We start from the raw sequence: 24,949 nt of genomic DNA, 5'->3' as shown, positions 1-24,949 counted from the left end.
CGGGGCCTGGTGGGCGGGCGGAGCCCGGAGCGGTGAGCGTTGGGGGCAGGCGGGCGAAGCCCGGGAACGCTGCGGCTAGGCGGTGAGGACGCGCCGCGACCGGGCGAAGCCCGCACACAAGCAGACGGGGTGGCTTTTCAAACATCCCCGAGCGGTTCCCCCATCCCCGTCAGCCTGGAGAGGACACACCACATCCCAGCCAGCGGCCGCTGCAACACAAACCGCCGCCCGGCCAACCCAACGTGACGGCGGTCGCTGGCTGGGATGTGGTTTGGTATCGGAAGGCTGACGGGGATGGGGGAACCGTACGAGCACTGCTCTTCATCTCTGCCTTTGACTTTCCCCCCCATCCTTTGATTTCTGCCCGTCCGGCGAGGACGCCCTTGACTGTCGCTCGTGCCCCACAACAACCAACACGCCAACCAGAGACCAACTCAAGACCCAGCAGGCAGCCCAGTCGCAACCTCACCTCGACTGAGCGGCCGAAGCATCATCGTGTAGCTATAGTCCCGATCCGCCCGAACCTGATAAGGCTTCAACAGCTCAGCCGGAGTATCCCCAACCCCACTAGCCTGAAACGCCGCACTGACCGTAGTCCACCCCGGATTCCGCCGAAGCTGGAACGGATACTCAGCCCGATCCAGATCATCGTACCGACTAACCCCAACATCATTGGCCCCAGCCACCATCAACCCCCCACTACGACCATCCGTCAACACAGCCCACCGCGTATCCGTCCGATTCCCATGCTCCTGCGGCTTCCCATAACCCCGCTGCTCAGCATCCACAGTGGACTGCCACACCCCAACCGGACTCCCCTCCTTCCGATCGCTGTAGCTCTCCACCTCCCGCCCATACCAACTGAACCGCTGAAACTCCTGCGGCACCGCGAAACTGAGCCCAATCCGCGGCAAGTACGGCAACGTACGCATCCGGCCACGGGGCTGCACGTCATGCCCCACCGAGATAGTCCCCGCACCATCCACCGTGTACCGCACAGTCTGCCCAAACGAGGCATCCGCGACCCCAGGTGCGGCAACCGTGCTACGAACCTCAATCACGTTTCCCCGCACCGAAACCGACTCGACCGTCGCGGCCAGTCGATCCAGCCCAACCGCACGCCACCGATCCGCCTCGGCCAGATGCCAGCTGGACACCTCATTGTCAATGGGCGCCCGCCACACGTTCAGCTTCGGCCCCTGCTTCAACAGCTCCACACCATTGACCCGCATCGAGGACAGCGTCCCGGTCCGCTTGTCGACCACATACCGGAACCCATTACCCCCCACCACAACCTGATTCATCCCATCCACGATCACCGGCCGCCCACTGGCCGGCGGCGGCGCGGCACCGGGCACGACCTTGCCGCCCAAACCAAACTGGTCGTGCGCGAAGACCTCACCACCCCGCAACACCCGCACCGCCAGGAACCGCTCCCGATCACCAGGATTGGCGACCACCGGAATCGGCACACTCAAGGTCTGCCCCGGCTCAATCCTAAGTGGACTCTCCGACCGCCGAACCTCCTTGCTCCCCTCGGTGATCCGCCACTCCAGCCGAACACCCTCCACCGCCGCGAACTGCTGCTCATTACTGACCCGCAAGTTCCCGTCACCATAAGCAAACCGCAGCGGCTGATGCGCCCAGGCCAGCTGCGCAGTCTCCGGCTGCAACCGCCGATCGGTATCCACCAGCCCATCGGCCCCAGACTGGTGCGCCCCAAAGGAGTCATACCGCCCGGCATCCACCGCCTCATCGAAGTTCAGCGCCAGCACCGCGCTCCCACTCGGATCCGCGGCCAGCTCCTCCGCGCTCAACGCCCGGTCGTACACCCGGGCGTCATCGATCAGCCCATGCGCCATCCGCCCGTTGTGGTCCTCGTGCAGCTCCGAGTTACGCCCGATGTTGACCTGCTCCACCGTGTTGTTCACCGGCCCGGACCATGCCTTCTGCCCAACCTCCCGGCCATCGATGTACAACCGCAGCATCGCTCCGTCATAGCTCCCGCTGACCCGATGCCAGTTCCCATAGAAGTCCGCGGGCACAGTGGCGTGCACGAACCGCCAGTCCCCCTGGGAATAAACAAAGAACTCCAGCGTCCGCTGATCCTTCATCTTCAACGCGAACTGGTGATCCCCCTTGGCGATCACAGTGAAGTCACCCCGCCACTGGGTAGCAGGCTTCACCCACGCATCCAGCGTCAGCGGGCCGGTCAGATCAAGCTTCCGATCCCGATAGACCTCAACAAAATCGTCCAGCCCGGACAGACTGACCGCCTTGCCCCGACGCCCCTCCGCCAACTCCGGCATCCCATTGAGATGCGCGGTGATCTTGTTGGCTGAACTGTCCGGCGTGAGCTTCAACGGCAGGCTCAGATTCTGCTCCGCCCAGTCCCAGATGAACCCACCCTGCAACGCCGGATTGGCCCGGATGACCTCCCAGAACTCACGGAAGTTACCCAGACTGTTCCCCTGCGCATGCGCGTACTCCCCCATGATCACCGGCTTGGTGGTCCGCTCGGCATGCCGCGCCAACCGGTTCGGATCAGGGTAACGAGCACCCCATACGTCAGCGTACGGCGCGTCGCCGTCCGGGTTGTTGGACTGGTGGTACAGCGGGCGTCCGGGTGCGTTCTTCTTCGTCCACTCCGCCATCTTGTAGTGCGCGGCGCCCAGTCCGGCCTCGTTCCCGGTGTCCCACATGAACACGCTGGGGTGGTTCTTGTCCCGCTGCACCATGGCGATGTACCGCTCCAGGAACGAATCCTGCCACTCCGGCTTGTCCGCCAGGCAGTTGCTGGGGCAGTTGTCCCTGGAGTGCGTCTCGATGTCGACCTCATCGTCGATCCACAGTCCGTGCTGGTCGGCCAGGTCATAGAAGTGCGGATCAGAAGGATAATGCGAGGTCCGCACCGCGTTGACGTGCAACTTCTTCATCAGCTGCACATCAAGCAGTTGCTTGTCCCGCGGCACATGCCGACCGTGCCGCGGATCGGTTTCCGCCCGGTTGACGCCCTTGAACAACACCCGCTTCCCATTGACCAGCAGCTGTTTGTCCTTGATGGACAGTTCACGGAAGCCGATGGTCTCCCTGGTGGTGTGCACGACTTTCCCGTCCGGGCCAAGGAGTTCGAGCACCAGGGAATGCAGGTTCGGGGTCTCGTCGGTCCACTTGGCCGGGTTGCTCACCGGAACGCTCAGGGTGAGTTTGGCGGTCTCACCGGTCAGGTCGGCCTCACCGCTCGCGCTGGCGATCACCCCGCCGCCCGCGTCGTGCACGGTCGCGTTGACCCGGTGTTTCCCAGTGCTGCCAACGGGTTTGCGGGCGAGTTCGACGGCGGCGTCCAGCCTCGCATCCCGGTAGTTCTCATCCAGGTCGGTGTGCACGGTGAGATCGCGGATGAAACTGGCCGGGGTCGAGTACAGCCACACCGAGCGGAAAATCCCGGCGAAACGCCACTGGTCGACGTCCTCCAGGTAGGCCCCGGCGGCCCAGCGATGCACCTGCACGGCCAGCCGGTTGACGCCTGGCCGCAGCGCGTCGGTGATGTCGAACTCGGCCGGGGTGTAACCACCCTGGTCGTAGCCGACCCGCTTTCCGTTGACCCACACGAAATAGCTGGACGTGGTGCCCTCGAACCGGAGCACGGTGCGGCGGCCGTCGAAGTCGGCGGGGACGGTGAAGTCCTTGGCGTAGGCCGCGGTCGGGTTGATGTCCCTTGGCACCTTGGGCGGGGTGTCCGGCACGATCTCCTCGGCGATGTTGCGGAAGATCGGGTGGTCCAGACCGTCGGTCTGCCAGGTGTGCGGCACCCGCACGGTGCGCCAGCCGCGCACGTCGTAGTCGGCGGCGCTGAACCCGGCCGGCACCTTCTCCGGCAGCTCGGCCATCTGGATCTTCCAGTCGCCGTCCAGGCTCTGGGTGAACGGCGTGCGCTCATCCCCGCGCAACGCGGCCGCGTGATCAGCATAGGGTCGCAGTTCGGCGTGGTGCGGCTCCTGGCCCTCACCGGTGATCCGCGGATTCTCCAGGTAGGAGTACACGTCCAAGGCTGGTTGCGCCGTGCCGATCGGCAGCTGCCCACCGGCCAGCAGGGCCGCTGACAACGTTGTCGCAAGCACGGCCCGATGTCTCACCCGCACGGTTCGATCCTCCCGATCGGTACCCGGTCCCCAGCGAGCCTGCGCGGCCGCCGGTGCCGGCTCAACCTCCGATCGGGGGGTACTTGCTGGCCGGGTGTGGACTTTCAGCCCAGTTCGGCGAGCCGGCGCACGGTCTCCTGGTACTCGGCCACCAGCTCGGCCATGATCCGCGCGACCGGCCTGACCTCGTTCATCCGCCCCACGATCTGCCCGACCGGCATGGCCACCACCTCGGGGTCGTCCGCGGCGGCGAGTCGCTGATGAGCCTGGCTGACCAGGAGGTTCTGCAACGGCATCGGCAGTGGTTCGGGCGCGTCCGGCGCGGCCCACGCCTCGGTCCAGCGGGTACGCAGCAACCGGGCTGGTTTGCCGGTGTAGATGCGGGAACGCACGGTATCGCTGGAGCGGGCGGCCAGCAACGCACGCTGGGTGGCCGAATTCGGACCGCCGAGGGTGTACTCGGCACTGGTGAGCCAGTAGGACCCCATCCAGACCCCTTGCGCGCCAAGGGCGATGGCCGCGGCAGCCTGGCGACCCGAGCCGATGCCACCCGCGGCGAGCACCGGCACCCGGGCGCCAACAGCGTCCACGATCTCCGGCAGCAGCACCATGGTGGCGATCTCCCCGGTGTGCCCACCCGCCTCATAACCCTGGGACACAACGATATCCACCCCACCGTAGACGTGCCGGACCGCGTGCTCGGCCCGCCCGGCCAGTGCCGCGACCAGTACGTCGTGCTGGTGCGCGCGGTCGATCACGTCGATGGGCGGCGGGCCGAGCGCATTGGCGATCAGCCGGATCGGGTGTCCCATGGCAACGTCCACATGGGACCGTGCCACCGAATGCAGCCAGCCGAGCACGCCACCGGGTTCGGCGTCCGCCGTCTCCGGGACGCCGAGTTCAGCCAGCGTCCGATGGACGAACTCCCGATGTGCCAACGGGATCAGCGCGTCCAGGTCTACCGCCGTGCCCTCCTTCGGCGGCGCGGCGGGCATCACGATGTCCACACCGTAAGGCTTTCCGTCGGTGTTGGCGTCCATCCAGTCCAGTGCGGCGTCCAGATCCTCCGCCCGGTTGTACCGCACGCAGCCGAGCACACCGAACCCACCGGCCCGGCTGATCGCGGCGGCGACCTGCTCGGACGGGGTGAAGCCGAGCACCGGGTACTCGATGCCCAGTACCTCACACAGCGACGTTCGCATCCCGGTGCTCCTCGACATAGCGTTGCGCCCAGCGGTAGTCCGGTTTCCCGCTGGCGGTGCGGCCGATCTCCTCGACCAGCCACAGACTGCGCGGCACCTTGTACCCGGCGATCAGTCCGCGCACATGCGCGTCCAGCGCGGAAAAGCCAGGCGTGGCACCGGGTCTGGGTTGCACCAGCGCGGCCACCCGCCGGCCGAGCCGCTCGTCCGGGATGCCGACCACGAGCGCGTCGAAGACGTCCGGATGCGATTTGAGCGCGCCCTCGACCTCCTCCGGGTAGACCTTCTCGCCGGCGGTGTTGATGCTGGTGTTTCCCCTGCCCAGCAAGGTGACCGTGCCATCGGGTTCGACCCTGGCGTAGTCGCCGGGGATGGCGTAGCGGCGGCCGTCGATCTCGGTGAGCATGGTCGCGGTCTTGACCGGATCCTTGTAGTAGCCCAACGGCACGTGCCCCGACCGCGCCAACCGCCCCACAACCCCTGCGGCGACAGGCTTTCCGTCCTCGCCGATCACCACCGTGTCCGCGTCCACCTTGACCCGCGGTCCGTCCTTGGGCTGCCCGTCCCGGCCGATCACGCCGATGCCGCTGAACCCGGTCTCGGAGGAGCCGATCGCGTCGGTGAGCATGATGTTGGGCAGCGCGGCGACGTACTGTTCCTTGACACTGGGCGAGAACAGGGCCGCGCTGCTGGAGACCGCGTACAGCGAGGAGGCGTCGTAGCCACCGCGGTGGTATGCCTCGATGAGCGGGCGGGCCATGGCGTCGCCGACGATGGTGAGCACGTTGACCCGGTGCCGCTGGATCGCCTGCCACACCTCGTCCGCGTCGAAGTGCGGCACCAGCACCACGGTCCCGCCGCCGAACAGGCTCTGGAAGGTGGCCCACTGGGCGGCGCCGTGGATGAGCGGGGCCACCGGCAGCCGGATCAGCGCGAAGTCCTTGCCAGCACGGCATTGGTGCCATTCGTCGGGCAGCCGGGCGCCGCTGAGGAAGTCGATGCCGCCGCCGAGCACCCGCCAGATGTCCTCGTGCCGCCACACCACGCCCTTGGGCTGGCCGGTGGTGCCGCCGGTGTAGAGGATGTAGCGGTCGTCCGGGCTGCGCTCGGCGAAGTCGCGGTCCGGGGCGCCGTCGGCGAGCGCGTCCGGGTAGGCCACGCCGGTGAACTCCTGGCCGGACTCGTCCGGGATGACCACGGTGTGCCGCAGTCCCGGGACGTGCGGCAGCACTTCGGCGACCACCTCGCTGTGCCGCTGCTCGTGGATCAGCGCGACCAGGTCGGCGTTGCTGAACAGGTACTGTAACTCGTTCTTGAGATACCGGTAGTTGACGTTGATCGCCACCGCGCGCAGCTTGTACGCGGCGATCATCGCCTCCACCGCCTCGATGGAGTTCCGCGAGTGCACCCCGATGTGCGAACCGGGTACGACCCCACGCTTTCGCAGGTGGTGGGCGAGTCTGTTGGACCGCGCCTCCAGTTCCGCGTAGCTGACCTGACGCCCACCGCAGATCACGGCGACGCGCTCGGGGACGAGATCGACGGCATGTTCGACGAGATCCGCGATGTTGACGGCCACGCTTCGAAAGTAGAACGTGTTATCGTTGTCCGGCAATAGCCCATGGAGAGGAGAACGGCTCCATGCCCGCTGACGCTCCGCATTGCCTGGTGGAACAACGAGACGCCGTGCTCGTGGTGACGCTGAACCGCCCGGAGGCGCGCAACGCCCTGTCCGGCCCCATGCTGTCGATCATGAGCGAGGCCTGGGACGAGGTAGACAACAACCCCAGCATCCGCGCCTGCGTACTCACCGGCGCGGGCGGCGCCTTCTGCGCGGGCGCGGACCTCAAGGCCATGACCCAGTCCCACCCCAGCGACCAGTTCCGCGCAGGCTTCGACCTGGCGGTGATCCCCGCGTTGCTGAAAGGCCGCCGCCTCAGCAAACCATTGCTGGCCGCCGTCGAGGGCCCAGCGATAGCCGGCGGCACCGAGATCCTGCAGGCGACCGACATCCGGGTCGCCGGCGAGAGCGCGAGGTTCGGCGTATCCGAGGCCCGCTGGGGCTTGTTCCCCTTGGGCGGCAGCGCGGTCCGGCTACCCCGGCAGATCCCGTACACCGTGGCGGCGGACCTGCTGCTGACCGGCAGACACATCACCGCCGCCGAAGCCAAGGACATCGGCCTGATCGGCCACGTCGTCCCAGACGGTCAGGCCCTGGAGAAGGCCCTGGAGCTGGCCAACCGAATCGCCGCCAACGGACCACTCGCAGTACAGGCGATCCTGCGCACCATCCGGGACACAGAGGGCATGGCCGAGGACGAGGCGTTCCAACTGGAAGGAAAGCTGGGAGCAGCGGTCTTCGCCAGCGCCGACGCAAAGGAAGGCCCCCGCGCCTTCAAGGAAAAACGCCCACCCCAGTTCCGAGGCGAGTAAACCGCCCCCGTCTGTCCCACAACGGCCAACACACCGTCCCAGAACGGCCAACACGCCGAGAGCTTGAACCCCCAGCCCGCGTGTTGGCCGCTTTGGTACGGGGTGTTGGCCGCTTTGGTACGGCATGTTGGCCGTTGCGGGACGGCGAAGCGGTGGGCGTGGGGGGCAGGCGGGCGAAGCCCCGGAGGCGGGCGGCCGGGTGGTGGTGGTGGTGGTGGTGGTGGTGGGCGCGGGGCGGGCGGAGCCCGGGGCGTGGCGGCTGGGCGGTTCCGGGCGGAGGAAGCCCGGAGCGGGACAGCCGGGCGGTTCCGGGGCTGGAAGACGGGCGAGTTGGCAGCAGGGCTCCGCCCGCCCGGCGTACGACAAGTGCCAACTCGGCGTACAAGAACGGCCAACACACGGTACGACAACGGCCAACACGCCGGGAGAGGGTTGGGGTTCAACCCCCTCCGCGCGTGTTGGCCGTTATGGGACGGCGTGTTGGCCGTTGTGGACGGTGTGTTGGCCGAAGTGGGACACCATGTTGGCCGTTGTGAGTCGAGGACGCGGCCTGGTGGGCGGGCGGAGCCCGGGGCGGGGAGCGTTGGGGGCAGGCGGGCGAAGCCCGGGAACGATGCGGCTAGGCGGTTCACACACGCTGCGACCGGGCGGAGCCCGAGGACGGGCGGCCGGGGTGGCTTTTCAAACATCTCCTGAGCGGTTCCCCATCCCCGTCAGCCTGGAGAGGACACACCGCATCCCGGGCAAGCGGCCTTCAACACAATCCGCCGCCGAGTCAACACAAACGCGACTGGCCGCTTGCCCGGGATGTGGTTTGGTATCGGAGGGCTGACGGGGATGGGGGACCGTACGAGCACTGCGTCTTTGCTCTTGATTTTCTCCCCCCATCCTTTGATTTCTGCCCGTCCGGCGAGGACGCCCTTGACTGTCGCTCTTGCCCCACAACGGCCAACCCGCCGCTCAGTACACCCCCGCCCCCAGCTTCCGGTGATCCCAGCTCGCGATCCGGCTGCGATGGAAGGTGATCGCGACCCGTTTCACCGCCTGCCGGGCGATGTGCTCCTGCGCCGCCTCGTCCACCGGCCCGCCGCCGTAGCGGGTGAGGATCGCCGTCCCCACCCGCAGCACCGCCGCCGGGTCGGTCTCCACCTGCGCGGTGCCCTCCATCGACACCCCGCGCAGCTTCTCGTAGCTGTCCCCGGCCTCCACCAGGCAGCTCAGCCGTGGGTCGCGGCGCAGGTTGAGCACCTTCTGCGAGGAGGCGTAGGTCCAGAACACGATCTCCCCGTCGAGCAGGGCGAACCACATGGGCACCACGTGTGGGTGGCCGGTCGGGCCGAGGCTGGCCACCACCAGCGTGCGGCGCTCGGCCAGGAAGTCCTCCACCTCGGCCGGGGACATGGTGATCTGGTCGCGGCGACTCATGCGGCTCCCTCTCAGATGTTGCGTGCGCTGCCCGCCCAGTACGGTTCGCGCAGCCTGCGCTTGTACAGCTTGCCGTTGGGATCCCTGGGCAGCGAGTCGAGGTAGTCGATGCTGCGGGGCAGCTTGAACCTGGCCAGCCGGGTGCCGGCGTAGGCGAGCAGCTCCTCGGTGAGCGCGGCGTCCGCGGTCACCCCGTCGGCTGGCTGGACCACCGCCTTGACCTCCTCGCCCCAGTCCGGGTGCGGGATGCCGAAGACCGCCACATCGGCCACCTTCGGGTGCACCGCCAGCTCGCCCTCGATCTCGGCCGGGTAGATGTTCACCCCACCAGAGATGATCATGTCGTTACGCCGGTCGCACAGGAACAGGTAGCCCTCGGCGTCCAGGTAACCGATATCTCCCATGGTGAACAGCTCGCCGACCCGGTTGGCCTTGGTCTTCTCCGGATCGCCGTGGTACTCGAACGTGGTCACCGCCCCGGCCTGCAAATACACCAGACCGGGCTCGCCTACCGGTCGGTCGGTGCCTTCCTCGTCGAGCACCCTGACCTGCGATCCCGGCCAGGGCAGGCCGACCGAACCGGGTTTGGCCAGCCACTGGGCGGAGTCGATCACCGCGCCGCCGCCCTCGGTGGCCGCGTAGTACTCCATGATCACCGGCCCCAGCCACTCGATCATCCGGCGCTTGGTCTCCGGCGGGCAGGGCGCGGCCCCGTGCACGATCTTGCGCAGCGAGGACAGGTCGTAGCGCGCCCTGGTCTCCGCAGGCAGGGTGAGCAGGCGGTTGAACTGGGTGGGGACCACGTGGCTGTGCGTGATCCCGTGCCGTTCGATCAGCCGCAGCGACTCCTCCGCGTCCCAGCCGTCCATCAGCACCACCGGATGCCCGTAGAGCACCGAGACGACGCCGAAGCTGAGCACCGCGGCGTGGTAGAGCGGCGATCCGCACAGGTGCACGTGCCCGTCGTGCGGTTTGAGGTCGAACAGGGCGAAGAACAGCCGGTTGCGGGCCGGGATCTCGTCCACCGGCTCCCCGGTCAGCGGCCGGCGCACGCCTTTCGGCCGCCCGGTGGTGCCGGAGGTGTAGAGCATCGGCGAGCCCAGCACCCGCTCGTCCGGCCGGGTGGCGGGCTCCCCCGCGCCCAGTTCGGCCAGCGGCCGGAACCCCTCGATCTCCCCGACCGCGAACCGCGCCTCCTCGGTCACCGCGGCACCCGCGACCGCCGCCTGGGCGGCCTCGGTGAAGCGTTCGTGCGCGAGGAAGACCTTGGCCCCGCTGTCCCCGATGATGTAGTTGATCTCCGGGCCGACCAGGTGCCAGTTCACCGGCACGAAGTACAGCCCGGTCTGCAACGCGGCGAAGAACACCGCGAGCAGGTCGGCGGAGTTGGGCAGCAGCGCGACCACGGTGTCCTCCGGCCGCAGGCCCAGCGCCTGGAAACCCCGGCCGTAGCGGTTGGCCCGCCGGACGAGTTCGCCGTAGCTGACCTGCGTGCCGTCCGGTTCGACCACCGCGGTCCGGTCCGGGTACGCCTGCGCGATCTGCCACAGTCCGGTCGGCTCGCTCATACCGCCACCCCGCTCTCGCTCGACACCACAGCCGCACCCACCGCGCGTACCGCCGCGGCGTCCTGGCAGCCGACAACCAGCATGCTCACCCCGGCCGCCGCCCATCGCCGCACTTCCGCGCGCACCCGCTCCGGCCCGCCGATGATGGTCACCTCGGACACCATCTCATCGGGCACCGCCCGCGCGGCGTCCTCCTTTCGACCGGCCACGAACAGCCGCGTCACCTCCGCCACCACCTCGCCGTATCCCATCCGGGCGAACACGTCGGCGTGGAAGTTCATCGACGGCGCGCCCATGCCACCCAGGTAGAGCGCGTAGGTCGGTTTGAGCCGGGCGAGTGCGGCGGCCGGGTCCTCGGTGACCACCACCGGCACACTCACCGCGATCTCGAAGTCCGCGGCACTGCGCCGCGCGCCGGGCCGGGCGAAGCCCTCCTCCAGGTACTCGCGGTAGATCCCGGCCAGCCGTGGCGTGTAGTAGATGGCCAGCCAGCCGTCGGCGATCTCCGCGGTCTGCGCGATGTTCGCCGGACCCTCCGCACCGAGCCAGATCGGCAGGTCGGCGCGCAGCGGGTGGGTGATCGGCTTGAGCGGACGACCCAGGCCGAGTGCGCCGGTTCCGGTGTAGGGCAACGGGTAGTGCGGCCCGTCGTTGCGCACCGGGGCCTGCCGGGCCAGCACCTGGCGGATGATCGAGACGTACTCCCTGGTGCGGGCCAGGGGTTTGCGGAAGGGCTGCCCGTACCAGCCCTCCACCACCTGCGGTCCGGACACGCCGAGGCCGAGGATGGCCCGGCCGCCGGAGAGGTGGTCCAGGGTGAGGGCGTGCATGGCGCAGGCGGCCGGGCTGCGCGCGGAGAGCTGGGCCACCGAGGTGCCCAGCCGGATCCGTTCGGTGCGCGAGCCCCACCAGGCCAGTGGGGTGAAGGCGTCCGAGCCCCAGGACTCGGCGGCGAAGACCGCGTCGAACCCGGCCTGCTCCGCCTCGGTAACGAGTTCCAGGGTGTCCGCCGGTGGTCCCGCACCCCAGTAGCCGAGCTGCAACCCAAGCCGCATAGCGCACAACCATCCTTCCGGGGTCTGCCTACGCCTACCATCTTGCCGCAAAAACGAGAACGTGTTTCACTCATTTCCGTGACCGTGAGCCACGAGCCGCTCAGCGCTGAGCTTCGGGTGGAGTTCGCCTACACCCGCTCGCTCGGGCCGACGCTCGGCGCCTTCCTGACCGCCCTGCGCGAGCACCGCGTGCTGGGCGTCCGTGGCGCGGACGGACGGGTGCACGTGCCGCCCGCCGAGTACGACCCGGTGACCGCCGAGCCACTCACCGAACTGGTCGAGGTGGGCAGCGCCGGGACCGTGCTGAGCTGGACCTGGCAGCCGGAACCCCTTGCCGGACAACCACTGGCGCAACCGTTCGCGTGGGCGTTGATCAGGCTGGACGGCGCGGACACCGCCCTGCTGCACGCGGTGGCCGCACCCGGCCCCGGCGCGATGTCGATCGGCCTGCGGGTCCGCGCCCGCTGGGCCGAAGAACCGGTCGGCGCCATCACCGACCTGGCCTGCTTCGAACTGCTGGACTCCCCCACCCCCGAACCACCGGTGCGCACCTTCGACGAGCCGGTGCGCGGCACGGTGAGCCCGGTGGACCTGCGCTACCGGCACAGTGCCTCGGCCGCGGAAAGCGAATTCCTGCGCGGCGTCGAGCAGGGCAGGCTGACCGGCCAGCGCTGCTCGGTGTGCACCCAGGTCTACATCCCGCCGCGCGGCGCCTGCCCCACCGACGGCGTGCCGCTGACCGACTGGGTCGAGCTGGCCGAGGAAGGCACGGTGACCAGCTTCTGCGTGGTCAACGTGCCGTTCCTGGGCCAGCGCATCCAGCCGCCGTACGTGGCCGCCTCGGTGTTGCTGGACGGCGCGGACATCCCGTTCCAGCACCTGGTGCTGGGCATCGCGCCCGAACAGGTCCGGATGGGCCTGCGGGTGCGCGCGGTGTGGCGGCCCCGCGACCAGTGGGGCCACACCCTGGAGAACATCGACCACTTCACCCCGACCGGCGAGCCCGACGCGCCGTTCGACAGCTTCGCCCGCCACCTGTAACCCACCACCAGCAGAGGAGCCGGCCGTGCCGGAGGTCGCCGTCGTCGGATTCGCCCAGTCCCCGGCCGTGCGCCGGACTTCGGCGTCCGGCAACGGGGTCGAACTGCTCGTACCACTGTTCCAGCAGGTCTACCTGGACACCGGACTGTCCAAACAGGACATCGGGTTCTGGTGCTCGGGGTCATCGGACTACCTGGCCGGGCGGGCGTTCTCCTTCGTCTCCGCGGTGGACGCGATCGGCGCGTTCCCGCCGATCAGCGAATCACACGTGGAGATGGACGCGGCCTGGGCGCTGTACGAGGCGTGGGTGCGGCTCAAGCTGGGCGAGGTGGATGTCGCGCTGGTGTACGGCTTCGGCAAGTCCTCCGCCGGTGAACTGCGCCGAGTGCTTGCCCTGCAACTGGATCCGTACCTGATGACCCCGCTGTGGCCGGACTCGGTGAGCATCGCCGGGTTGCAGGCCCGCCTCGGTATGGCCCAGGGCCGGTGGAGCGAACGCGCGATGGCCGAGGTCGCCGCGCGTTCCCGGGCCGACGCGCGGGACAACCCCGAGGCGCAACTCATTGGCACGCCAACGATCGAGGAACTCCTGGACCAGCCCTACCTCGCGGATCCGTTGCGGGCGCACGACTGCGCGCCGATCAGCGACGGCGCCGCGGTGGTGGTCCTGGCCGCCGGGGACCGGGCCCGCGAACTGTGCCCGCGCCCGGCGTGGATCACCGGCCTGGAACACCGGATCGACAGCGGCCAGCTCGGCGCCCGCGACCTCACCGCCGTCCCCTCCGCGGTCGCCGCGGCGCGCGCGGCGGGCAGCGACGGCGTGCAGGTTGCCGAGTTGCACGCGCCGTTCACCCACCAGGAAATCCTGCTCCGCCAACAACTCGGCCTCGACGAGGCCAGGATCAACCCCTCCGGCGGTGTGCTCGCGGGCAATCCGATGTTCGCCGCCGGACTGGCCCGGATCGGTTTGGCGGCAAGGCACATCCACACCGGCACCGCGGACCGGGTGCTGGCGCACGCGACCAGTGGCCCGTGCCTGCAACAGAATCTGGTGTGCGTCATGGGGGGCGAGGACTGATGGCCCAGCTCGCGGCCGTGCTCGGCACCGGCCAGACCCACCACGCGGCCAAACGCCTCGACGTCTCCATGGCCGGACTCTGCCGCGAGGCCGTCGACCGCGCGCTGATCGACGCCGGGGTCGAACTCGCCGACATCGACGCGATCGTGCTCGGCAAGGCCCCTGACCTGTTCGAGGGCGTGATGATGCCCGAACTGCACCTGGCCGACGCCCTGGGCGCCACCGGGAAACCGTTGCTGCGCGTGCACACCGCCGGTTCGGTCGGCGGCTCCACCGCGGTGGTCGCGGCCAGCCTGGTACAGGCCGGGATCCACCGCCGGGTCCTCGCGGTGGCCTTCGAGAAGCAGTCCGAGTCCAACGCGATGTGGGCGCTGTCCGTGCCGACCCCGTTCGTGATGCCGGTGCACGCCGGCGCGGGCGGCTACTTCGCACCCCATGTGCGCGCCTACATCCGGCGCGCGGGAGCACCCGAGCACATCGGCGCGCTGGTCGCGGTCAAGGACCGGCGCAACGGCGCCCGCAACCCGCACGCGCACCTGCGGCAGCCTGACATCACCCTGGAATCGGTGCAGGCATCGCCGATGCTGTGGGACCCGATCCGCTACGACGAGACCTGCCCCTCCTCCGACGGGGCCGCCGCGATCGTGCTCGGCGACGAGACCGCGGCCCGCGCCGCACCCGGCAACGTGGCCTGGGTGCACGCCACCGCGATGCGCACCGAACCGACCAGCTTCGCCGGGCGGGACCAGGTCAACCCGCGTGCCGGGCAGGAAGCCGCGGCCGCGCTGTGGCGGCAGGCCGGGATCACCGATCCGCTGCGGCAGGTCGACGTGGCCGAGATCTACGTGCCGTTCTCCTGGTTCGAGCCGATGTGGCTGGAGAACCTCGGTTTCGCCGAGGCCGGTCAGGGCTGGAAGCTCACCGAGGCGGGCGAGACCGAACTCGCGGGCCGCCTGCCGGTGAACCCCTCCGGTGGGGTGCTGAGCACCAATCCCATTGGCGCATCAGGGTTGCTGCGCTTCGCCGAGGCCGCCCGGCAGGTGCAGGGCCGCGCGGGCGCACATCAGGTCGAGGGAGCACGCACCGCGGTGGGGCACGCCTACGGCGGTGGATCACAGTTCTTCGCACTGTGGGTGGTGGGAGCGGACAGACCGGGAGACTGACAATGAGCACACCCGTACGACGACGGACCCTGTTCAAGGTGGCTGCGGCTGGCGCCGGAGCCGCGGTCGCCTCCGGGGCGCTCGGCCGCTTCGGCGCGCTGGCCGCCTACGGCGAAGTACCCGCGCTGGCCGGGAAAACCGCCATCGTGGTCGGCAGCGGGTTCAGCGGGGCGGTCGCCGCGCTGCGGCTCGGTCAGGCCGGGGTGCGCACCACGGTGCTCGAACGCGGCCGCCGCTGGGAGGTCAAACCCAGCGGGGACACCTTCTGCACCATCAAGAACCCGGACTGGCGCTGCGCCTGGTTCAACGACCGGCCACCGCTGGGCCTGGACATCAACAAGAAGATCGAGCGCAAGGCCGGGCTGATCGCCACCCACGAGGGCGAGGGCATCCGGGTGCTCAGCGGTGCGGGCGTCGGCGGTGGCTCGCTGGTGATCGGCCTGTACATGCCGCAGCCACGCCGGTCCGAATGGGACAAGGTCTACCCGAGTCAGCTGCCCTTCGACGAGATGGACGGCACCTACTGGCCGCGCGCCAGGGAGAACCTGAAGGTCGGCTTCATCCCCTCCGACGTGCAGGCGCACCCGCAGTACCGGGGCGCGCGGGCCTGGCTGGAGTACCTGGCCGAGTTCGGCAAGGAGCCGGTGCCGATCCCGTTCGCGGTGGACTGGAACGCCATTCGCGAGGAGCTGGAAGGCAAACGCATCGCCTGCCACAGCATCGGCGAGGGCCCCTTCGGCAGCAACTCCGGCGCGAAGAACAGCGTGGACCGCACCTATCTGGCCCGCGCCACCGCCACCGGCAACGTGACCATCCTGGCCCAGCACGAGGTCACCGAGATCCGCGAGGTGGCAGGCCGCTACGAGGTCGTGGTCAAACTGACCAACGACAACGGGGATGTCCTGTCCACCAAGAAGATGGACGCCGACTACCTGTTCCTGGCCGCCGGATCGGTGTACTCCTCCGGGCTGATCGTCACCGCCAAGGCCAAGGGCTGGCTGCCCAAACTCAACGAGCAGATCGGCAAGGGCTGGGGCAACAACGGCGACTTCCTCGTCCTGCGGATGACCCTGCGCAAGGACGTCGGCTTCGACCAGGGCGGGCCGGGCAACGTCAAGTTCTTCGACGACAAGAACCCGTTCGCACCGACCTCGATGGCCTGGGAAGCCGCGCCGGTGCCCAACATCCTCAACGTCGCCTCCACCACGCACCTGATCACCTCGGTCACCCCGGAACGCGGCGAGGTGCGCTACGACCCGGCGACCGGCGGCGGCAAGGTGTACTGGCCCTACGGCGTGATGGAGACCCTGGGCGAGAAGGCCGGACGCGATCTGGCCACCCGGTTCTGGTGGGAGACCGAGGGCAAGAAGGGCTTCCTGTTCAACGGTTTGCCCAACTACGACCGCGGCACCGCGCACGGATTGGGCGCCCGCAACACCTATCACCCGCTCGGCGGACTGGTGATGGGTCAGGCCACCGAGTTCACCGGTCAACTCAAGGGATATCCGGGCCTGTTCTGTGTGGACGGCGCGCTGCTGCCCGGCTCCACCTGCCTGGCCAACCCGTCGCTGACCATCACCGCCAACGCGGAACGTTGCATGGACCTGTTCGTGGCCAACCAGATCCGGGGAGGCGGCCGGTGAAGTTCACCTGCGCGGTGGCGATGAGTCCGATCGAGCAGTTGCCCGAACTAGCGCGCACCGCCGAGGAATGCGGGTTCGCCAGCATCGCCCTGCCGGACTCGCTGTTCTTCTCCGAACAGGTCTCCGCCGACTACCCCTACACCCCCGACGGCAGCCGGTTCTGGACCGAGGACACGCCGTGGGTCGACCCGATGGTGGCCGCCGCCGCGATGGGCGCGGTCACCTCCCGGATCGGCTTCTACACCCAGGTGCTCAAACTCGGCTCGCGCAACCCGGTGCTGCTGGCCAGGCAGGTCGGTTCGGTGGCGGTGCTCACCGGCAACCGGTTCGGGCTCGGCGTCGGACTCGGCTGGTCGCCTGAGGAGTTCGAGTGGTGCGGAACGTCCTATGTGGACAGAGGGCCACGCGGGGACGAGGCGATCGAGGTGCTCAAGCTGATCCTCGGCGGCGGCATGGTCGAGTACCACGGCGAGCACTACCGGTTCGGCAAACTGCGGATGAGTCCGGCGCCGACCAAACCGGTGCCCATCTACGTCGGCGGGCACAGCGGACCGGGACTGCGGCGGGCGGCGCGCATCGGCGACGGCTGGACCTCGGCGATGATGACCTTCGCCGACCTCAAGACCACCATCGCCCGGCTGGCCGAACTCCGCGCGGGCTACGGACGCGCGGCGGAACCCTTCGAGATCCAGTCGGTCTGCATCGACCGGTTCGGCCTGGAGGGCTACCGGGAACTGGCCTCGATCGGCGTCACCGACGCGATCACCATGCCCTGGGTGCTGGACGGGGTGCCCTTCGACGGTCCGCTGTCGGCCAAACAGGACTCGATGCGCAAGTTCGCCGAGACGATCATCGCCAAACTGTGAGGAGCGCTGGATGACGGTGACCTGGACCGCCCCCGACGGCGAGCACCCGGCGCGGGCGGCCTCCATCCGCTCGATGACCGCGGTCGCCGCCGGGGACAAACAGGGCTGGCTCGCGTTGTGGGCCGAGGACGCCGTGGTGGAGGACCCGGTCGGGCCCTCGATCTTCGACCAGACCGGGAAGGGCCATCACGGAAGGGCGGCCATCGGGGCGTTCTGGGACCTCACCATCGGGCACATGGCCCGGATGGAGTTCGCCATCACCGACTCCTTCGCCAGCGGGGACGAGGTGGCCAACGTGGGCACCATCTCGGCCATCGCCGCTGATGGCACCCGCATCGACACCGACGGCGTGTTCGTCTACCGGGTCGGCGAGGACGGCCTGCTCCGGTCGTTGCGGGCCTTCTGGGAACTGGACCGGGCGCTGTCCACTGTCAGCAAACAGGAAGGTTGAGCCACGCCCATCCCCGATATGATGCGAGTGCATGACAACATGCGACTGAGCACCTTTTGGGGGTGGGCGTGACCCAGATCCACGGCACGGTGGCACCAGGTTTCGAGCCGGTGCGCGATGCCTTCCTGGCCAACTTCACCGACGGCCCCGACGTCGGCGCCGCGGTCACCGTGTACCAGCGCGGGCAGAAGGTCGTCGACCTGTGGGGCGGCGTGGCCGACGTCGACACCGGCCGCGCCTGGGACCAGGACACCATCCAGCTGGTCTTCTCCACCACCAAGGGCGTCACCGCGACCATCGCGCACCTGCTGGTCCAGCGCGGTGAACTGGATCTGGACGCGCCGGTGGCCCAGTACTGGCCGGAGTTCGCCGCCGCGGGCAAGCAGGACATCCCGGTGCGCTGGCTGCTCACCCACCAAGCCGGACTGGCCATGCCGGAGCGGAAGTTCCCGCTCGCCTGGCTGGCCGAGTGGGATCCGATCGTCGCCCAGCTCGCCGCGCAGGAACCCAACTGGGAGCCCGGCACCGCGCACGGCTACCACGGCGTCACCTACGGCTGGCTGGTCGGCGAGGTCATCCGCCGGGCCACCGGCCGCACCGTCGGCACCATCCTGGCCGAGGACGTGGCCAAGCCGCTGGGGCTGGACCTGTGGATCGGCCTGCCCAAGGAGCAGGAACCGCGGGTGGGCAAGTTCATCGAGGCCGACCTGAGCGCCCCGCCGTCCCCGGCCGAGGATCTGCCGCCGGAGCTGGCCAGGATGCTCGCGGTGCTCGCCGACCCCAACTCACTCGCCATGCGCGCGCTGAACGTGATGAGCGACCCGATGCCGGCCAACAGTCCCGAACTGCGCGCGGCCGAGGTGCCGGCGATCAGCGCGGTCGGCACCGCGGACGCCTTCGCCCGGCTGTACGCGAGCACGGTCGGCGAGGTGGACGGTTTCCGCCTGCTGGAGCGGGAGACGGTGGACCGGGCCCGCGCGGTGCAGTCCGTCGGTCCGGACAAGGTGCTGATGCTGCCCAGCATCTGGGGCCTGGGCTACATGACCGGCGCGCACGCCGAGGGCGTCACACCGATGATCAGCCATCTCGGGCCGGGCACCTTCGGGCACGGCGGCTACGGCGGTTCGCTGGCCTTCGGCGATGTGGATCACGAGATCGGCTTCGGCTACGTGATGAACAAAATCCACAGTGGACTGACCGGCGAGGGCGCCACCGCGGCCCGGCTGGTCGACGCGCTCAAGGGCGTGCTGGCGGGTTGATCTCCACGGACCGGCGGCACGCGGGCGACCGGGTGCCGCCGGTCCGCGTTGTGCGGACGGGGTGATGGCGATGACCGAGGTGCACGGCGCGGTGGCGCCCGGGTTCGAGGCGGTGCGCGAGGTGTTCGCGCGCAACTTCACCGAGGGCGGCGAACTCGGTGCGGCGGTGTGCGTGTACCGGCACGGGCGCAAGGTCGTGGACCTGTGGGGCGGGATCGCGGACGAGCGCGCCGGACGGCCTTGGGCACGGGACACCCTGCAGTTCGTGTACTCGGTCACCAAGGGCGTCACCACGATGCTGGCGCACCTGCTGGTCGAGCGCGGGCACCTCGACCTGGACGCGCCGGTGGCCCGGTACTGGCCGGAGTTCGCCGCCGCGGGCAAGCAGGACATCCCGGTGCGCTGGCTGCTCACCCACCAGGCCGGACTGCCCGCGCTGAACGAGCGGTTCCCGGTGGCCGAACTGGCCGAGTGGGACCGGGTGGTGGCCCGGCTGGCAGCGCAGAAGCCTTGGTGGACACCGGGAACCGAGCAGGGGTATCACGCCTGGACCTTCGGCTGGCTGATCGGCGAGGTCATCCGGCGGATCACCGGACGGGGTTTCGGCGAGGTGTTCGCCGCCGAGATCGCCGACCGGGTGGGCGCGGAGGTGTGGATCGGGCTGCCGGAAGCCCTGGAGCCGCGGGTGTCCCGGATCGTGTCCGCGCCGGTGCCGCGGGAACTGGCCCGGCCACCCGCCGACCTGCCCAAGCCGACTCGGAAACTCCTTGCCGAGTACGACGATCCGGACTCGCTGATCATGCGCACCTTCGAGCTGACCACGCCGCAGCTCAACGCGAACAGCCGCCTGGTGCACGCGGCGGAGATCCCGGCCGCCTCCGCGATCGGCACCGCGGACGGGTTCGCCCGGCTGTACGCGGCCACCGTCGGCGAGGTGGACGGGGTGCGGTTGCTGGCCCCGTCAACGGTGGAACGAGCGCGGGCCAGCCAGACCGCGGGGCTAGATCGGGTGCTGGTCAAACCGGCCCGGTGGGCACTGGGGTTCATCCCACACGGGCAGTTGCCGGGTGAACTGACGCTGCTGGGGCCAGGGTCGTTCGGGCATGACGGGCACGGTGGCTCGCTGGCCTTCGGCGATGTCGAACACGGGATCGGTTTCGCCTACGTGATGAACCGGTTGCAGCACGGACCGGCCGCGGACGGCGGCCGGGCCGGGCGACTGGTCACCGCGTTGCGGACCGCGCTGGGTCAGTAGGAAACCGGGAACTCCTTGATCCCGTTGAGCCAGCCCGAACGCAGCCGCCGCGGCTCGCCCGCCTTGCGGATGTCGGGCAGGTGGTCGGCGATGGCGTTGAAGATGAGGTCGATCTCCAGCCTCGCCAGGCTGGCGCCAAGGCAGAAGTGCGCGCCGCTGCCGCCGAAACCCAGGTGCGGGTTGGGATCGCGGGTGATGTCGAAGCGCTCCGGGTCGGTGAAGACGTCCTCGTCGAAGTTGGCCGAGCTGTAGAACATGCCGATCCGGTCGCCGGACTTCACCGGCACCCCACCGATTTCCGTGTCCGCGGTGGCGGTGCGCTGGAAGGAGACCACCGGGGTGGCCCAGCGCACGATCTCGTCCGCGGTGGTCTTGGGACGCTCGGCCTTGTACAGCTCCCACTGCTCCGGGTTGTCCAGGAAGGCCATCATGCCGTGCGTGATCGCGTTGCGGGTGGTCTCGTTTCCGGCCACCGCCAACAGGATGACGAAGAAACCGAACTCGTCGGCGGAGAGCGAGTCACCGTCCACATCGGCCTGGACCAGCTTGGTCACGATGTCGGGCATCGGGCACTTCTTGCGTTCCTCGGCCATGTTCATCGAGTAGGCCAGGATCTGCGCCGCGGCCATCGCCGAGTCGGTCTGGAACTCCGGGTCGTCGTAGCCGATCATCTCGTTGGACCAGTCGAAGATCTTGCGCCGGTCCTCCTGGGGCACGCCGAGCAGTTCGGCGATGGCCTGCAACGGGAGTTCGCAGGCGATGTCGGTGACGAAATCGCCCGCGCCCTCGGTGCGCGCGGTCTGCACGATGCGGTGCGCGCGTTCGGCCAGGGCGTCCCGCAGTCCGGCGATGGCCCGCACCGAGAAGCCGCGGGAGACGATGCCGCGCAACTTGGTGTGCTCCGGCGGATCCTGGTTGAGCATGATAAGTCGTTGCAGGTCAAGCTGTTCCCTGGTCATGTCCGAGCCGAACCGGATGATCGCGGTGTTGGCGGAGCTGGAGAACAGGCGGCTGTCCAGGGAGACCCGCTTGACGTCGGCGTGCCTGCTCACCACCCAGTAGCCCTGGTCAGGGAATCCGTCCCGGCCCGGCGGTTTGGCGTTCCAGAACACCGGCGAGGTGCGTCGCAGCTCGGCGAACTCCTCGATGGGCAGCCGCTGCGCGTACACGTCGGGGTCGGTGAAGTCGAAACCCCGGGGAAGTTGGGGCAGGGCCATGGCTGTCCTCCGTGCTCACACAGCGATGTGGAACAGGTTCTACTGGATTCAAACACGAGACCCGCGTTGAGTGAAGGGTGTTCACTGAGTCTTACCAACCTCACTGAAACATGTTCTACTCATACAAATGACTACTGATCCACGGTGAGGAGTTCCCATGGGCGACCCGGTCATCGTCGGCGCGGTGCGCACCCCGATCGGGCGGCGCGGCGGCTGGTTGTCCGGGGTGCACGCGGCGGAGTTGCTGGGTGTGGCGTTGCGCGGGTTGTTGAACCGGGTGGCGGTACCCGCGGCCGAGGTGGAGCAGGTAGCGGCCGGGTGCGTGACGCAGGCGGGCGAACAGGCCGGCAACATCGCGCGCAACGCGTGGCTGCACGCGGGACTGCCGGAGACCACCGGCTGCTTCACCCTGGATGCCCAGTGCGGCTCGGCCCAGCACGCGGCCCACCTGGTGGCGGCGCAGATCGCGGCGGGCGCGATCCAGACGGGGATCGCCTGCGGGGTGGAGGCGATGAGCCGGATCCCGTTGCGCAGCAACATGAACGGACCCACCGGGATGCCGAGGCCGGAGTCCTGGGACCTCGACCTGCCGAACCAGTTCGAGGCGGCCGAACGGATCGCGGTGCGCCGCGGGCTGACCCGGCGGGCCCTGGACGAGTTCGGCGTGCGATCGCAGTTGCTGGCCCAGCAGGCCTGGGCTGGTGGACGGTTCGACCGGGAGCTGGTGCCGGTGGAGCTGGCCGAGCCGGTGCACCGGGATCAGGGCCTGCGGGAGAGCAGCGCGGAGGCCCTGGCCGGACTGAAACCGGTGCTGGACGGCGGGTTGCACACAGCGGCCACGGCCTCACAGATCTCGGACGGGGCGGCGGCCGTGCTCATCATGGATTCGGGGCGGGCGGCCGAACTCGGCATCCGGCCCCGCGCCCGGATCCGCGCCCAGTGCCTGATCGGCGCGGAGACCTACTACCACCTGGACGGCCCAGTGCAGGCCACCGAACGGTTGTTGACCCGGGCCGGGATGCGGCTGGCGGATGTGGACCTGGTGGAGGTGAACGAGGCTTTCGCGGCGGTGCCGTTGTCCTGGCTGAGCGTGTACGGGGCGGCCGAGGACCGGCTGAACGTCAACGGCGGCGCGATCGCGCTGGGCCATCCGGTGGGCAGCACCGGCGCCCGGCTCCTGACCACGGCGCTACACGAGCTGGAGCGCCGCGACGCCACCACCGCGTTGATCACCATGTGCGCCGGCGGCGCGATGGCCACCGGCACGATCCTGGAACGGATCGGGTAAGGACCCACCGGCGTGTTGGCCGTTCTCGTACACAGTCTTGGCCGAACTGGTACACCCACTCCGCCAACACACCGCCCACAACAGCCAACACACCGTCCAGTTCGGCCAACACACCGTACGAGAACGGCCAACACTAGGTGCCGTAGGCCGGGGTTGGTGGTGGGGTGGCGGCCAGGAGGCGTTTGACCGCGTCGCCGACCTCGCCGAGGGGCCAGCGGGATTCGCGGTCGATGAACGGGCCGTGCCGCCAGCCGTCCGCGATGCTGATCCGCCCGCCCTCGACCTCGAACATCCGGCCCGTCACGTCGCCGGACTGCTCGCTTCCCAACCACACCACCAGCGGTGAGACGTTCTCCGGCGCCATCGCGTCGAACTCGGTTTCCGTTGGCGCGGCCATGGTTTCGGCGAAGGCCAGCTCGGTCATCCGGGTCCGGGCGGCCGGGGCGATCGCGTTCACCGTGACCCCGTACCGGGCGAGTTCGGCCGCCGCGACCGTGGTCAGCCCGGCGATCCCGGCCTTCGCCGCGGAATAGTTGCCCTGGCCGACGCTGCCCAGTAACCCCGCCCCGGAGCTGGTGTTGATCACCCTGGCCTGGATGGGCCTGCCCGCCCGGTGTTCGGAGCGCCAGTAGGCCGCCGCGTGCCGCAGTGGGGCCATGTGGCCCTTGAGGTGGACCCGGATCACCGCGTCCCACTCGTGTTCCTCCATGTTGACCAGCATCCGGTCACGCAGGAAGCCCGCGTTGTTCACCAGCACGTCCAACTGACCGAAGGATTCCACCGCCGATCGGACCAGTCGCAGCGCGCCCTGCCAGTCGGCGATGTCCTCGGTGTTGGCCACCGCCTGCCCGCCGAGGGCGAGGATCTCGTTGACCACGGACTGGGCCGGGCTGGTGTCGGCGCCCAGTCCGTTGAGCGAGACCCCGGCGTCGTTGACCACCACCCTGGCGCCTGCCTCGGCGAAGGCGAGTGCGTGCGCGCGCCCCAGGCCGCGGCCCGCGCCGGTGATGATGACGACGCGGTTGTGGCACAGCGGGGTCATGGGGCCTCCCGGGAGGTGCTTGCCGACAGGAAGGCCGGTGACTCACCTCCGCCGTGCACCGGGAGCGTAGCGCCGCTGACGTAGGAGGCCAGTGGGGAGGCCAGGAACACCGCGCAGGAACCGATTTCCGCCGGGTCGGCGAGCCTGCCGAGCGGAACCGTCCGGCCCACCGCGGCGATGCCGGCCTCGTCGCCGTAGTGCAGGTGGGACAGCTCGGTGCGCACCATGCCAACGGCCAGGGCGTTCACCCGGACCTTGGGCGCCCATTCCACGGCCAGGGTGGCGGTGAGGTTGTCGAGCCCGGCCTTGGCCGCGCCATAGGCGGCGGTGCCGGGGCTCGGACGTCTGCCGCTGACACTGCTGATCATCACGATCACTCCCCCGCTGTCCTGTTGCTGCATCACCCGGTTGGCGGCCTGGGATACGAGCAGCGGGGCCAGCAGGTTCAGTTCGACCACCTTGGCGTGGAACCGGGGCGAGGCCTCTCCTGCCATCGCGAACGGCGCGCCGCCGGCGTTGTTGACCAGGACGTCGAGGCAGCCGTGGGTGCGGGTGATGGTGTCGACCAGGGTGTCCACCTGGGCTGGGTCGCGGACGTCACAGGGTAGGTACTCGGGTGCGCGACCGGCTTCCTCGATCGGCTGATCGGGTGGCCTGCGCGCGCAGGTGAGCACGGTGGCGCCGGCGGCGAGGAAGGCCCGGGTGATACCCGCGCCCACGCCACGAACACCACCGGTGATCAGGACTACTTGACCGTCCAGGGACAAGTCCACCGCACACCTCCGGGGCTAGGCCGGGCGCCGGGCTTGCTGTTAACGTAC

Annotated in this window: 19 protein-coding genes; 10 read left to right on the top strand and 9 right to left on the bottom strand. The window is 69.2% G+C overall.

Annotation, left to right across the window (positions count from 1 at the left end; all coding sequences use genetic code 11):
• Nucleotides 1–434 precede the first annotated feature (434 nt).
• The 3 genes from HNR67_RS18230 to HNR67_RS18220 all read right to left on the bottom strand — a co-directional run bounded on the left by HNR67_RS18230 (nt 435) and on the right by HNR67_RS18220 (nt 6,923).
• Nucleotides 435–4,121 carry a glycoside hydrolase family 2 TIM barrel-domain containing protein gene (locus HNR67_RS18230; protein WP_407645179.1) on the bottom strand — a complete coding sequence of 1,229 codons (3,687 nt, stop codon included), beginning with the start codon at nt 4,119–4,121 and terminating at the stop codon, nt 435–437.
• A gap of 125 nt (nt 4,122–4,246) precedes the next feature.
• Nucleotides 4,247–5,344, bottom strand: a complete 1,098-nt coding sequence (locus HNR67_RS18225; RefSeq protein WP_185003455.1) for an NAD(P)H-dependent flavin oxidoreductase — start codon at nt 5,342–5,344, stop codon at nt 4,247–4,249.
• Nucleotides 5,325–6,923, bottom strand: coding sequence for an acyl-CoA synthetase (locus HNR67_RS18220; protein WP_185003454.1), 1,599 nt, complete (start codon nt 6,921–6,923; stop codon nt 5,325–5,327). The genes HNR67_RS18225 and HNR67_RS18220 overlap by 20 nt, the downstream gene beginning before the upstream one ends.
• Nucleotides 6,924–6,985: 62 nt before the next feature.
• On the opposite strand from HNR67_RS18220, the gene HNR67_RS18215 reads away from it, so the two are divergent.
• Nucleotides 6,986–7,777 (top strand): crotonase/enoyl-CoA hydratase family protein, encoded by a 792-nt coding sequence (locus HNR67_RS18215; RefSeq protein ID WP_185003453.1) that lies wholly within the window; start codon nt 6,986–6,988, stop codon nt 7,775–7,777.
• A gap of 960 nt (nt 7,778–8,737) precedes the next feature.
• On the opposite strand, the gene HNR67_RS18210 is transcribed toward HNR67_RS18215, so the two are convergent.
• The 3 genes from HNR67_RS18210 to HNR67_RS18200 are packed head-to-tail and all read right to left on the bottom strand — an operon-like array spanning nt 8,738 to nt 11,825.
• Nucleotides 8,738–9,202 carry a pyridoxamine 5'-phosphate oxidase family protein gene (locus HNR67_RS18210; RefSeq protein ID WP_185003452.1) on the bottom strand — a complete coding sequence of 155 codons (465 nt, stop codon included), beginning with the start codon at nt 9,200–9,202 and terminating at the stop codon, nt 8,738–8,740.
• Nucleotides 9,203–9,213: 11 nt separating this feature from the next.
• Nucleotides 9,214–10,770 (bottom strand): acyl-CoA synthetase, encoded by a 1,557-nt coding sequence (locus HNR67_RS18205; protein ID WP_185003451.1) that lies wholly within the window; start codon nt 10,768–10,770, stop codon nt 9,214–9,216.
• Nucleotides 10,767–11,825 (bottom strand): LLM class F420-dependent oxidoreductase, encoded by a 1,059-nt coding sequence (locus tag HNR67_RS18200; protein ID WP_185003450.1) that lies wholly within the window; start codon nt 11,823–11,825, stop codon nt 10,767–10,769. The genes HNR67_RS18205 and HNR67_RS18200 overlap by 4 nt, the downstream gene beginning before the upstream one ends.
• Before the next feature lie 84 nt (nt 11,826–11,909).
• Between HNR67_RS18200 and HNR67_RS18195 the strand changes: the two genes are divergently transcribed.
• The 8 genes from HNR67_RS18195 to HNR67_RS18160 all read left to right on the top strand — a co-directional run bounded on the left by HNR67_RS18195 (nt 11,910) and on the right by HNR67_RS18160 (nt 20,581).
• Entirely contained in the window at nt 11,910–12,866 is a 957-nt protein-coding gene (locus HNR67_RS18195; protein WP_312989601.1) for a Zn-ribbon domain-containing OB-fold protein, read from the top strand.
• Between the two features lie 25 nt (nt 12,867–12,891).
• Nucleotides 12,892–13,944 (top strand): thiolase domain-containing protein, encoded by a 1,053-nt coding sequence (locus tag HNR67_RS18190; protein WP_185003448.1) that lies wholly within the window; start codon nt 12,892–12,894, stop codon nt 13,942–13,944.
• The gene (locus tag HNR67_RS18185) at nt 13,944–15,107 is read left to right on the top strand and encodes a thiolase domain-containing protein (RefSeq protein ID WP_221489952.1); all 1,164 of its coding nucleotides are present in this window, start codon (nt 13,944–13,946) and stop codon (nt 15,105–15,107) included. Before HNR67_RS18190 ends, HNR67_RS18185 begins: the two co-directional genes overlap by 1 nt.
• Nucleotides 15,108–15,145: 38 nt before the next feature.
• Nucleotides 15,146–16,750: a GMC family oxidoreductase N-terminal domain-containing protein gene (locus HNR67_RS18180; protein WP_221489951.1), complete on the top strand. Its 1,605-nt coding sequence runs from the start codon at nt 15,146–15,148 to the stop codon at nt 16,748–16,750.
• Nucleotides 16,747–17,616, top strand: a complete 870-nt coding sequence (locus tag HNR67_RS18175; protein WP_185003446.1) for a TIGR03619 family F420-dependent LLM class oxidoreductase — start codon at nt 16,747–16,749, stop codon at nt 17,614–17,616. The genes HNR67_RS18180 and HNR67_RS18175 overlap by 4 nt, the downstream gene beginning before the upstream one ends.
• 10 nt (nt 17,617–17,626) lie before the next feature.
• A complete protein-coding gene (locus HNR67_RS18170) occupies nt 17,627–18,067 on the top strand; it encodes a nuclear transport factor 2 family protein (protein WP_185003445.1) in 441 nt (146 codons plus the stop codon).
• A 62-nt stretch (nt 18,068–18,129) separates the two neighbouring features.
• The gene (locus HNR67_RS18165; RefSeq protein WP_221489950.1) at nt 18,130–19,326 is read left to right on the top strand and encodes a serine hydrolase domain-containing protein; all 1,197 of its coding nucleotides are present in this window, start codon (nt 18,130–18,132) and stop codon (nt 19,324–19,326) included.
• A 70-nt stretch (nt 19,327–19,396) separates the two neighbouring features.
• On the top strand, nt 19,397–20,581 hold the full coding sequence (locus HNR67_RS18160; protein WP_185003444.1) for a serine hydrolase domain-containing protein: 1,185 nt from the start codon (nt 19,397–19,399) through the stop codon (nt 20,579–20,581).
• On the opposite strand, the gene HNR67_RS18155 is transcribed toward HNR67_RS18160, so the two are convergent.
• Nucleotides 20,575–21,798 carry a cytochrome P450 gene (locus tag HNR67_RS18155; protein ID WP_185003443.1) on the bottom strand — a complete coding sequence of 408 codons (1,224 nt, stop codon included), beginning with the start codon at nt 21,796–21,798 and terminating at the stop codon, nt 20,575–20,577. The genes HNR67_RS18160 and HNR67_RS18155 overlap by 7 nt on opposite strands.
• A gap of 157 nt (nt 21,799–21,955) precedes the next feature.
• Between HNR67_RS18155 and HNR67_RS18150 the strand changes: the two genes are divergently transcribed.
• A complete protein-coding gene (locus tag HNR67_RS18150) occupies nt 21,956–23,086 on the top strand; it encodes a steroid 3-ketoacyl-CoA thiolase (RefSeq protein ID WP_185003442.1) in 1,131 nt (376 codons plus the stop codon).
• A gap of 133 nt (nt 23,087–23,219) precedes the next feature.
• Here the strand turns inward: HNR67_RS18150 and HNR67_RS18145 are convergent, their stop codons facing one another.
• Entirely contained in the window at nt 23,220–24,128 is a 909-nt protein-coding gene (locus HNR67_RS18145; RefSeq protein WP_185003441.1) for an SDR family oxidoreductase, read from the bottom strand.
• Nucleotides 24,125–24,901: an SDR family oxidoreductase gene (locus HNR67_RS18140; protein ID WP_185003440.1), complete on the bottom strand. Its 777-nt coding sequence runs from the start codon at nt 24,899–24,901 to the stop codon at nt 24,125–24,127. Before HNR67_RS18140 ends, HNR67_RS18145 begins: the two co-directional genes overlap by 4 nt.
• Nucleotides 24,902–24,949: the final 48 nt, after the last annotated feature.

Source organism: Crossiella cryophila, from assembly GCF_014204915.1.
Lineage (GTDB): Bacteria > Actinomycetota > Actinomycetes > Mycobacteriales > Pseudonocardiaceae > Crossiella > Crossiella cryophila.
Note: the sequence above shows the minus strand (reverse complement) of the source record. Positions and strands in the feature narration are given on the sequence as shown.